Here is a 10,823-nt window from a genome sequence, read left to right on the forward strand (position 1 = left end):
GTGCGGCGTTGGCTCCCTGTGGGCGGATGGAATCTGGCAGTGTGGCACGTATGTGCGGACGGTATGCAGCGAGTCGTAGGCCAGAGGATCTCGCGGGAATCTTCGAGATCGACACGTGGGAGCCCGAGGAGACCCTCGAACCGGACTACAACGTCGCGCCCACCAAGGAGGTCTACGCCGTCCTCGACCGCCCCCTGAAAGACGCGGACGACCCGCGGCCGGTTCGCCAGCTGCGCACGCTCAAGTGGGGGCTCGTCCCCTCCTGGTCGAAGACGCCCGAGGGCGGCGCCCGGATGATCAACGCCCGGGCCGAGACCGTCCATGAGAAGCCGTCGTACCGCCGCGCCTTCACCTCCCGGCGCTGCATCCTGCCGGCCGACGGCTACTACGAGTGGGTCACCGGCACGCAGGAGCGCGAGCTGGAGGTCGAGGGCAAGAAGAAGCGGCCCCGCAAGCAGCCCTACTTCGTGACCCCGGCGGACGGGTCCGTCTTCGCGATGGCCGGACTGTACGAGTTCTGGCGGGACAGGACGCTGCCGGACGACCATCCGCGGGCCTGGTGGGTGACGTGCTCCGTCATCACCACCGAGGCCGAGACGAGTCCGCTCGCGGTGGCGCCGGCCGAGGGGCCCCGGGCGCTGGCCGACATCCACCCCCGGATGCCGCTGATGCTGACGCCCGACCGGTGGGAGGCCTGGCTGGACCCGTCCCGCACGGACCCCGGCGAACTGCGCGAGCTGCTCGCCCCGCCGCCCGGCGGGCTGATGCGCGCCTACCCCGTCACCACGGCCGTCAGCAACGTCCGCAACAACGGGCCGGAGCTGCTGAAGGAGCTGGAAGGGCCCGAGGAGGGCACACTCTTCTGACGTGACGCATGTGACCGACACGACGACCGAGACCGTCGAGACCGAGGCCGGAACCGCCCGCATCACCTGGCACCCCGCGAAGCGGCCCCGGCTGGTGCTCGCCGTCGGCCACGGCGCCGGCGGCGGCATCGAGGCCCGCGACCTGGAGGCCCTCGCCGCCGCCCTGCCCGCGCACGGCGTGACCGTGGCCCGGGTGGAGCAGCCCTGGCGGGTGGCCGGGAAGAAGCTCGCCCCCGCGCCGAGGACGCTCGACACCGGCTGGCGCGGCGTCTGGCCCGCGCTGGCCGCGCCCGGACTGCCGGTGATCTCCGGCGGCCGCAGTGCCGGGGCCCGGGTCGCCTGCCGTACCGCGGGGGAGCTGGGTGCCCGCGCGGCCCTCGCCCTGAGCTTCCCGCTCCACCCACCGGGCAGGCCGGAGAGGTCCAGAGCCGGGGAACTGCTCGGCTCCGGCGTGCCCACCCTGGTCGTGCAGGGCGGGAACGACCCGTTCGGCAAGCCGGAGGAGTTCCCCGAGGGTCCCTACGAGCTCGTGGAGGTTCCGTACGGGGATCACGGCTTCGCCGTGCCCAAACGTGCGGAGATCTCGCAGGAGGAGGCCGTGGCGGTCATCACGGACGCGGTCGCCGGGTGGGCCGGGTCACTCGGGTAAAGCCTCGGGAATGACGGGGCGGCGGCCACTGTTGTGCGGGACGTACGTGCTGGGGACCAGCACCGACGCCGTAGGAGAGGAAGTCCGCCGCATGGGTTCGACCTTCTGCCCGAGCCGCAGCAGCCGTGCCGACCTGGAGTGGACGGTGCTGCACGCGGCCAAGACCGCCCCGATTCGGGCGGCGGGCGGACCGGATCGTCGTCTATCCTCCGATTCGGGTGAGACCGGCCTCGGTCTCACGAGAACTCTGGAGGAGGTGGGTCCGGTCACTGGGACCGACGCAGGGACCGAACACGGCCAGGCGGAGCAGCCCGAGGGCCAGGGCGGCACGGGCGCCGAGACGGACGCGGAGCGCAGCGCGCGCTTCGAACGGGACGCGCTCGAGTTCCTCGACCAGATGTACTCGGCCGCGCTGCGCATGACGCGCAACCCGGCCGACGCCGAGGACCTGGTGCAGGAGACGTACGCCAAGGCGTACGCGTCCTTCCACCAGTTCCGTGAGGGCACCAACCTCAAGGCGTGGCTGTACCGGATCCTCACCAACACCTTCATCAACTCCTACCGCAAGAAGCAGCGGGAACCGCAGCGCTCGGCGGCCGAGGAGATCGAGGACTGGCAGCTCGCCCGCGCCGAGTCGCACATGTCGACGGGCCTGCGCTCGGCGGAGTCGCAGGCGCTCGACCACCTGCCCGACTCGGACGTGAAGGAAGCCCTCCAGGCGATTCCCGAGGAGTTCCGCATCGCGGTCTACCTGGCGGATGTCGAGGGCTTTGCCTACAAGGAGATCGCCGACATCATGGGGACACCCATCGGTACGGTGATGTCCCGGCTGCACCGCGGCCGCCGTCAGCTGCGCGGCATGCTGGAGGACTACGCCCGTGAGCGGGGGATGGTTCCGGCCGGCGCCGGAGAGTCGAACGAAGCGAAAGGCTCGGGGTCATGAGCTGCGGAGAGCCGCACGAGACGGATTGCAGCGAAATCCTCGATCATCTCTACGAGTTCCTCGACCGTGAGATGCCGGACTCGGACTGCGTGAAGTTCGAGCACCACTTCGAGGAGTGCTCGCCGTGTCTGGAGAAGTACGGCCTGGAGCAGGCCGTGAAGAAGCTCGTCAAGCGTTGCTGCGGGCATGACGACGTCCCCGGGGACCTGCGCGCCAAGGTCATGGGGCGGATCGACCTGATCCGCTCCGGCCAGGCGGTCCCCGAGCAGGACGTCACGGCCTCGCCGGCCACGCCGCAGGAATCCTGACAGTCCCGCCCGTTCCCGCGTTCCGGCCACCCCTCTCCGCCGGGGCAGTCGTACTCGAACGCATCACTCGAACGTGCTAATCCGCGGGTTACCGGCCCGTGGAGCCCCCTTCCGCCGTCCTAGGCTCCGGGCCTGACGGACATGGCCGGGGAGGGGCGCATGGAAGCGGTACCGGCACGGACACGCGCGTACGTCGCCTGTGTCGTCGTCGCCGCGGTCCTCTGCCTGCTGCCGCTGCCGGGCGTCCGCGCGCCCTGGTGGGCGGTCGTGCTGCTGGCCGCGCTGTACGCCGGCTGCGAGCGCGTCGCGCGGTCCCGGTTCGTGGGGATCTCCCACCCGGCGGGGACCTTCTACCCCGTACTGCTCGCCGGCGCCTTCCTGCTGCCCGCGCCCGCCGCGGCCCTGGTGGCCGTGCCGGGCGCGCTGCTCTCGCAGGTCGCCCACCGGCCCGTCGCACTGCGGCGGCTGTGGCGCGCCGCCCAGCTCGTCCTCGGCGTGTGGGCGGCGGCCCGGGTGCACTGGCTGCTCGGCGGCCGGGACGCGGTCGTCGCGGGCGACGTCCCCCACGCGCTCGCTCCGGCCGGGGCGGCCGTGCTGACGTTCTGCCTGGTGCTGGCGGTGCTGGACGGCGGCATCCTGGCCGTGGCCGAGCGGGTGCCGGTACGGCGGGCCTGGCGGGGCCTGGTGGCGCGCTCCCTCGCGCCGATCGCCGTGCACGGGCTGGCCGGGCTGATGATGGCCGTGCTGTGGCGCAGTCCCTACGGGCCCGTGGCCGCGCTGCTCGTCCTGCTGCCGATGTGCGTCTCGTGGTGGGCGTTCGCCCAGTACCACCGGGAACGGGCGGCCCATCAGGCGACCATCCGGGCGCTGGTGCAGGCCGTCGACATCAAGGACGGTTACACGCGCGGGCACAGCGAGCGCGTCGGGCAGGCGTCCATGATGATCGCGCGCGAGCTGGGCATGGACGACGAGCGCGTCGAGGTGCTCCGCTTCGCCGGGATCCTGCACGACGTGGGCAAGCTGGGCGTGCCCACGCGGCTGCTCCGCAAGAACGGGCCGCTCACCCCCGAGGAGCGGCGGGTGATCGAGCTGCACCCCGAGTACGGGCACGAGATGGTGCGCGGCATCGGCTTCCTCGGCGAGGCCCGGGCCGCCGTGCTGCACCACCACGAGCGGCTGGACGGCTCCGGGTACCCGTACGGGCTGGTGGGCCCTCAGATCCCGGAGTCCGCACGGGTGGTGGCGGTCGCGGACGCCTTCGACGCCATGACCTCCACCCGCTGCTACAGCAGGGCCCGGCCCGTGCCGGTGGCCCTGGCGGAGCTGGAGCGGTGCGCGGGCAGCCAGTTCGACCCGGTGATGGTCACGGCCCTGGTCGGGGCCGTGGAGCGGGCGGGGTGGCGGCCGGCGGTGACCGCGGACGATGCGGAGGGGGCGGACGGCGGCGGCGGTACCGGCGGAAGCGTGAGGGGCGCGGGAGGCACGGGTGACGCCGCTGGTGCCGAGCGCGGCGGAAGCGGCGAGGGCCGGAGGGGCGGCCAGGGGCGGTGGGACGGTCAGGGTGACGGGGGCGACCGAGTCGCCCCGGGCGGTCGGCGTGGTGAAGGCGTCCGGAGCGACCGGGGCGGACCCAGCCGAGGCGTACGGAGCGGTGGCCCCGACCGGGAGGCCGGTGAGCGTGGCCCTGGTGAGCCGTGCGAGCCCGGCGGGCAGGCCGGCGACTTCGACACGGACGGCCGGGTCGGGCAGGCCGGGCAGGCCGGGCAAGCCCGCCAGGGTGACCGGGCCGCGCAGGCACGCCAGGGCGACGCCGGGCGGGACAGTCAGAGTGATCAGGCCGGACAGGACGAACCCGGCGACCAAGGTGATCAGGGCGGTCGAGGGGGCCGTGAGGGGCAGGGCGGTCAGGACGGCCGGGGCGGCCGTGACGGGCAGGGGGGTTCCGGGGCCGGGGTCGTGCCGGGGCCCGGTGCGCCTGTCGCCGGGCGGCCGGGGGTGCGTCGATGAGCGCCTACCGGCCTCCCCCGCTGCTCACCCTCGTCCACGCCTGTGCCGCCGTCCTCGCCGCCGGTTCCCTCGGCGTCACCCTCTACAGCGGGCTGGAGGAACGCCGGGCCGCCCTCGCCTTCGGTGTCCTCGTCGCCGTCGGTGAGCTCACCCGGCGCGACGACGCCCAGGTCAGGGAGCCGGCCCCGCTCGGCGCCGCCGCGGCCCTGTCGTACGCGCTGCTCGGGGAGGCCGGCGGGCGGGCCACGCACCACGGTCCCGCCCAGGTCGTCGCCGTCGTGCTGGCCGCCTCGCTGCTCGGCAGCGTGCCGCACGTGGCCCGAGGGCAGGGTCCGACGGCCGACCATCTCGCGCGCCGTGTGCTCACCGTCGGGTTCGTCGCCGTGTGCTTCCAGCCCCCGTACAACCGGGGCATGTTCGACGACTGGGGCGGCCCCGCCTACGCGCTGCTGCTCCTCGCGCTGCTGTCGCTGACCGCGCTGTGCGACGCGGTGCTCGCCGCCGCGCTCGCGCACTCCCGCACCGGCTGGCCGTTCGGGCCGGTGCTGCGCGACGAGCTGCGGGCCGTGCGCGGCATCGGCTCCGCCGTCATCGCCACCGGGGCGGTGATGGCGCTGGCGGTCGCCGTCGTCGGGCTGTGGGCGCTGCCCGTCTTCTCCGTGCCGCTGCTGCTCGCCCAGATGTCGTTCCGCCGCTACGCCGCCGTCCGGGCCACCTACCGGCAGACCATCGCCTCCCTCGCGCGGGCCACCGAGGTCGCCGGGTACACCCCCGGCGGACACGCCCGCCGGGTCGCCGCGCTCAGCCTGGCCGTCGGGCGTGACCTGGGCCTGACCGAGCCCGAACTGGCCGTGCTGGAGTACGCGGCCCTCATGCACGACATCGGACAGCTGAGCCTCGTCGACCCCGTGCCCGCGGGCGCCACCGCCGCGCTGCCCGCCGAGGAACAGCGCCGGATCGCGCTCCTCGGCGGCGCCGTGGTCCGGCAGACCGGCGTCGACGAGGCCGTCGCCGTGGTCGTGGAGCGGCAGGCCGACCCGTACGCGGAGCAGCCGCTCGCCGCGCGGATCGTCCGGGCCGTGAACGCGTACGAGGAGAAGTCCCGGGAAGGCGGCCCGGGCGGGCCGCTGACGGCGCTGGAGGAACTCCGGCTCGCCACGGCCGGGCAGTACGCGCCGGAAGTGGTGGAATCACTGGCCCGGGTACTGGCAAGGAGCAGTCTGACGCTGCCCGTGGCTGGGTAACCCATGGGTAATGAGCGCCCCCGAGGCCGTACGTGGTTGGATGCGAAGGAGAAGGTGTCCGGGGGCTCGAAACACAGCTACGGCCAGCCCACCGCACGGAACTGGCAGGCGGGAATCGTGAGGATCTTCGGCAAGGGACGGCACCGGCCCTCCGCCTCCTGGCGGCAGGCCACAGACCGGGCATTCACCCTCATCGGCGACGGCCGGTACGAGGACGCGGGCGCACTGCTGACACGTGCCGCCGATCTGGAGCCCTGGCTGTCCGAGTCCTGGTTCAACCTCGCCCTGCTGCACAAGTTCCGGCACGACTGGGAGCAGGCCCGGGCCGCCGGCCTGCGAGCCGTGGCCCTGCTCGACCGGGACACGGGCGCGCCGGACTGGTGGAACGTCGGCATCGCCGCGACCGCGCTCCAGGACTGGCCGCTGGCCCGCCGCGCCTGGCAGGCCTACGGGTTGCGGGTGCCGGGCGCCGCCAACGACTCCGGGGAGCCCGTCGGCATGGACCTCGGCAGCGCGGCCGTACGGCTGTCGCCGGAGGGCGAGGCCGAGGTCGTGTGGGGGCGGCGGCTGGACCCCGCGCGGATCGAGGTGCTGTCCATCCCGCTGCCGTCGTCGGGGCGGCGCTGGGGCGAGGTCGTCCTGCACGACGGGGTGCCGCACGGGGAGCGGACGACCGCCGCCGGGCACACCTACCCGGTGTTCGACGAGATCGAGCTGTGGGCGCCGTCGCCGGTGCCGACGTGGGTGGTGCTGCTGGAGGCGGCGACGGAGGCCGACCGGGACGCCCTGGAGCAGCTGGCGGCGGACGCCGGGTTCGCCGCGGAGGACTGGTCCTCCTCGGTGCGGCTGCTGTGCCGGATGTGCTCGGAGTCCCGGATGCCGTCGGACGAGGGCGACGGGGAGCACCTGGACCCGCACGACCACAGCGAGCCCGGGCACCCCGGGCCGCTGGGGCACCGGACGGACGGGCAGCTGTGGGTGCCGGAGCGGGAGTGCGGGCTGGCCGCGCCGGCTTCGCTGGTCCGGGGACTGCTGGACGGATGGGTCGCGGACAGTCCGGACTCCCGGGACTGGCGGGATCTGGAAGAGGTCTGCTAGCGCCGTTGCCGCGCGCGGCGCCGCCGTGGTCGCGAGCGCCGTTCCCCGCACCCCTGATGCCCGTACCCTGTATCAGCATCCCAGCTTGGATTTGTTCAGGAAGGCGTACGTAACGTCATGGCTCAGCAGGACACCGATCAGCAGCACGCGGGCGTGCTCCCCGTCGATGACGAGGGGTACGTGATCGACACGGAGGACTGCGAGGAGCGCGAGGCGGCCTGGCGGGAGCGGGGGACCTCGCGGCCGATCACGGTCGTGGGGAACCCGGTGCTGCACAAGGAGTGCAAGGACGTCACCGACTTCGGCGAGGAGCTGCAGCAGCTCGTCGCGGACATGTTCGCCAGCCAGCGCACCGCCGAGGGCGTGGGGCTCGCCGCCAACCAGATCGGTGTCGACGCGAAGGTCTTCGTCTACGACTGCCCGGACGACGAGGGCGTGCGGCACACCGGTGTGGTCTGCAACCCCAAGCTCGTCGAGCTGCCCGCCGAGAAGCGCCGGCTGGACGACAGCAACGAGGGCTGCCTGTCGGTGCCGACCGCGTACGCGCCGCTCGCCCGGCCCGACTACGCCGAGGTGACCGGGCAGGACGAGCGGGGCAACCCGATCAGGGTGCGCGGCACCGGATACTTCGCACGGTGTTTGCAGCACGAGACCGACCACCTCTACGGCTACCTGTACATCGACCGGCTCTCCAAGCGCGAGCGCAAGGACGCGCTGCGGCAGATGGCCGAGAACGAGCCCCGCTACCCCGTGGTGGCCAACGACTGACACCACAGACGCACCAGGCGAACGGCGCCTGCTCGGGTTCCCCGACCCGAACAGGCGCCGTTCGCCTGTGCCGTTCGCCTGTCCGTCGCACGTTCGATCGCTTCCGCTCTCCCGGTGGTTCCGCACCAGTCGCGCCACGGGAGGTTCCCGGCACTGTGGGGTAGTGAATGAAGCAAATACGTTCCCAGAACGGTCAGTTGTAGTGCTGAATGGGATGTGCGGGGTATGCAACGGCGCACGCCCGGCACGAAGGGAGGGGCGCCCGCGCCAACTGGCGGCTGAGAGGGGTTAGTTCGTGCATGCTTTGTCACACGGCACCACATCGACACCGACCACCATCGCAGTTCCACCGTCGCTCTCCCTCCCTGTGATCGAGGCGGCGTTTCCCCGGCAACTCCACCCGTATTGGCCCAAGTGCCAGGAGAAGACGCGGGCATGGCTGCTCGAAAAGCGGCTCATGCCCGCCGACAAGGTGAAGGAATATGCCGACGGCCTGTGCTACACGGACCTCATGGCCGGGTACTACATCGGCGCCTCCGACGAGGTGATGCAGGCCATCGCGGACTACAGCGCCTGGTTCTTCGTCTGGGACGACCGCCACGACCGCGACATCGTGCACGGGCGTCCGCTCGCCTGGCGGGAGCTGCGGGACCGGCTGCACGCCGCACTCGACTCCCCCCGGGGCCACCTGCACCACCAGGACCCACTGGTCGCCGGGTTCGCCGACAGCGTGCTGCGGCTGTACGGGTTCCTGCCGCAGACGTGGAACCTCCGGTTCGCCCGGCACTTCCACGCGGTGATCGAGGCCTACGACCGGGAGTTCCACAATCGCACCCACGGCATCGTGCCGACGGTCGAGGAATACCTCCGGTTGCGCCGGCTCACCTTCGCGCACTGGATATGGACGGACCTGCTGGAGCCCACCGCGGGGTGTGAACTCCCGGACACCGTGAGGAAACACCCGGCCTACCGGCGGGCGGCGCTGCTGAGCCAGGAATTCGCCGCCTGGTACAACGACCTCTGCTCGCTGCCCAAGGAAATCGCGGGCGACGAGGTGCACAATCTCGGAATCAGCCTCATCACGCACGAGGGGCTGACGCTGGAACAGGCGGTCGTGGAAGTCCGGCGCCGGGTCGAGGAATGCATCACCGAATTCCTCGACGTCGAGCGGGAGGCATTGCGGTTCGCCGACGGCCTCGCCGACGGCACCGTGCGCGGAAAGGAACTGAGCGCCGCCGTGCGCATCTGCCTGAGCGATATGCGGAACTGGTTCAGTTCCGTCTACTGGTTCCACCACGAGTCCGGCCGGTACATGGTCGACAGCTGGGACGACAGGTCCACGCCCCCGTACGTCAACAACGAAGCGGCAGGTGAGAAATGACCGTCGAGTCCGTGAAGCCTGAAACCCGGCCGGCCGCGGAGCTGCGCGAGCCGCCCCGGGCGGGCGGCGCCGTCCCCGTCCTCGGGCACGGCTGGAAGCTGGCGCGCGACCCGCTGGCGTTCATGTCCCGGCTGCGCGACCACGGCGAGGTGGTCCGGCTGAAGCTCGGCCCGAAGACGGTCTACGCCGTGACCACCCCGGCCCTCACCGGCGCGCTGGCGCTGAGCAACGACTTCATCATCGCCGGGCCGCTGTGGGAGTCCCTGGAGGGGCTGCTCGGCAAGGAGGGCGTGGCCACGGCGAACGGACCGCGCCACCGCCGTCAGCGGCGCACCATCCAGCCCGCCTTCCGGCTCGACGCCATCCCCGCCTACGGGCCGATCATGGAGGAGGAGGCGCACGCGCTCACCGAGCGCTGGAAGCCCGGCGAGACCGTCGACTGCACTTCCGAGTCCTTCCGCGTGGCGGTGCGCATCGCGGCCCGCTGCCTGCTGCGCGGCGACTACATGGACGAGCGGGCGGAGCGGCTGTGCGTCGCCCTGGCCACCGTCTTCCGCGGGATGTACCGGCGGATGGTGGTGCCCCTCGGACCGCTCTACAACCTTCCGCTCCCGGCCAACCGCGAATTCAACCGGGCCTTGGCCGATTTGCATCTCCTGGTCGACGAGATCGTCGCCGAGCGTCGCGCATCCGGTCAAAAGCCGGACGATTTGCTGACGGCATTGCTGGAGGCGAAGGACGAGAATGGCGATCCCATCGGGGAACGGGAGATCCACGATCAGGTCGTCGCGATCCTCACCCCGGGCAGCGAAACCGTGGCTTCCACGATCATGTGGCTGTTGCATATACTCGCCGAACACCCGGAACACGCCGACCGGGTACGCGACGAAGTGCAAGCCGTCACCGGTGGGAGGCCGGTGGCATTCGCCGACGTCCGGGAGCTCAGGCACACCAACAATGTCGTGGTCGAGTCCATGCGTTTGAGTCCGGCGGTGTGGATTCTGACGCGCCGGGCGGTACGGGACACGGAACTCGGTGGTTACCGCATTCCGGCCGGGGCGGACATCGTCTACAGCCCGTACGCCATCCAGCGCGATGCGAGGTCCTACGAGCGGAACCTGGAGTTCGACCCCGACCGCTGGCTGCCGGATCGGGTCAAGGCGATCCCGAAGCACGCCATGAGCCCGTTCAGCACCGGCAACCGCAAGTGCCCGAGCGACCACTTCTCGATGGCCCAACTGACGCTGATCACCGCGGCGCTGGCCACGAAGTACCGCTTCGAGCAGGTGCCCGGCTCGAACGACGGCGCGCGCGTCGGCATCACGCTGCGCCCGCACGACCTGCGGGTGCGGCCGGTGGCGCGGTGAGGGCCTTTGGCCCTAGGTGTGCTGTCCGGACAGGTTGGTGACGCGGCTGGCTGGGGTGTGGCCGCTGATGCCGGTGTGGGGTCGGTGGTAGTTGTACCAGTCCAGCCAGTCGGGAAACGCTGCCTGGCGTTCGGAGTCTGAGGTGTAGGGCCGCTGGTAGGCCCATTCGTCGAGCAGGGTGCGGTGGAAGCG

10 protein-coding genes and 1 pseudogene are annotated in these 10,823 nt (G+C 72.0%); 10 read left to right on the forward strand and 1 reads right to left on the reverse strand.

Annotated elements, in window-relative coordinates; translation table 11 throughout:
* Nucleotides 1–50 precede the first annotated feature (50 nt).
* The 10 genes and pseudogenes from AC07DA_RS15730 to AC07DA_RS15775 all read left to right on the forward strand — a co-directional run bounded on the left by AC07DA_RS15730 (nucleotide 51) and on the right by AC07DA_RS15775 (nucleotide 10,631).
* Complete coding sequence (locus tag AC07DA_RS15730) at nucleotides 51–866, forward strand: SOS response-associated peptidase (protein ID WP_479128370.1); 816 nt, start codon at nucleotides 51–53, stop codon at nucleotides 864–866.
* A gap of 10 nt (nucleotides 867–876) precedes the next feature.
* Nucleotides 877–1,515 (forward strand): alpha/beta hydrolase family protein, encoded by a 639-nt coding sequence (locus tag AC07DA_RS15735; protein ID WP_479128410.1) that lies wholly within the window; start codon nucleotides 877–879, stop codon nucleotides 1,513–1,515.
* A 256-nt stretch (nucleotides 1,516–1,771) separates the two neighbouring features.
* Nucleotides 1,772–2,458 carry an RNA polymerase sigma factor SigR gene (gene sigR / locus AC07DA_RS15740; protein WP_479128373.1) on the forward strand — a complete coding sequence of 229 codons (687 nt, stop codon included), beginning with the start codon at nucleotides 1,772–1,774 and terminating at the stop codon, nucleotides 2,456–2,458.
* A complete protein-coding gene (gene rsrA, locus AC07DA_RS15745; RefSeq protein ID WP_309095367.1) occupies nucleotides 2,455–2,766 on the forward strand; it encodes a mycothiol system anti-sigma-R factor in 312 nt (103 codons plus the stop codon). Before sigR ends, rsrA begins: the two co-directional genes overlap by 4 nt.
* A gap of 159 nt (nucleotides 2,767–2,925) precedes the next feature.
* Nucleotides 2,926–4,191 (forward strand): annotated as a pseudogene (locus AC07DA_RS15750) (HD-GYP domain-containing protein); the annotation flags it as partial.
* A gap of 578 nt (nucleotides 4,192–4,769) precedes the next feature.
* Nucleotides 4,770–6,017 carry an HD-GYP domain-containing protein gene (locus AC07DA_RS15755; RefSeq protein WP_479128375.1) on the forward strand — a complete coding sequence of 416 codons (1,248 nt, stop codon included), beginning with the start codon at nucleotides 4,770–4,772 and terminating at the stop codon, nucleotides 6,015–6,017.
* A gap of 117 nt (nucleotides 6,018–6,134) precedes the next feature.
* Nucleotides 6,135–7,115, forward strand: a complete 981-nt coding sequence (locus AC07DA_RS15760) for a tetratricopeptide repeat protein (RefSeq protein WP_094057160.1) — start codon at nucleotides 6,135–6,137, stop codon at nucleotides 7,113–7,115.
* A 117-nt stretch (nucleotides 7,116–7,232) separates the two neighbouring features.
* Nucleotides 7,233–7,883 (forward strand): peptide deformylase, encoded by a 651-nt coding sequence (def, locus tag AC07DA_RS15765; protein ID WP_479128377.1) that lies wholly within the window; start codon nucleotides 7,233–7,235, stop codon nucleotides 7,881–7,883.
* A gap of 295 nt (nucleotides 7,884–8,178) precedes the next feature.
* A complete protein-coding gene (gene cyc1, locus AC07DA_RS15770; protein ID WP_479128379.1) occupies nucleotides 8,179–9,264 on the forward strand; it encodes an epi-isozizaene synthase in 1,086 nt (361 codons plus the stop codon).
* Nucleotides 9,261–10,631 (forward strand): bifunctional albaflavenone monooxygenase/terpene synthase, encoded by a 1,371-nt coding sequence (locus AC07DA_RS15775; protein WP_479128381.1) that lies wholly within the window; start codon nucleotides 9,261–9,263, stop codon nucleotides 10,629–10,631. Before cyc1 ends, AC07DA_RS15775 begins: the two co-directional genes overlap by 4 nt.
* Before the next feature lie 12 nt (nucleotides 10,632–10,643).
* Here AC07DA_RS15775 and AC07DA_RS15780 read toward each other — a convergent pair.
* Nucleotides 10,644–10,823 (reverse strand): integrase core domain-containing protein (locus tag AC07DA_RS15780; RefSeq protein ID WP_479128383.1); only part of this gene is annotated, 180 nt, incomplete at its 5' end.

It is taken from the genome of Streptomyces sp. NPDC044921 (assembly GCF_056432865.1).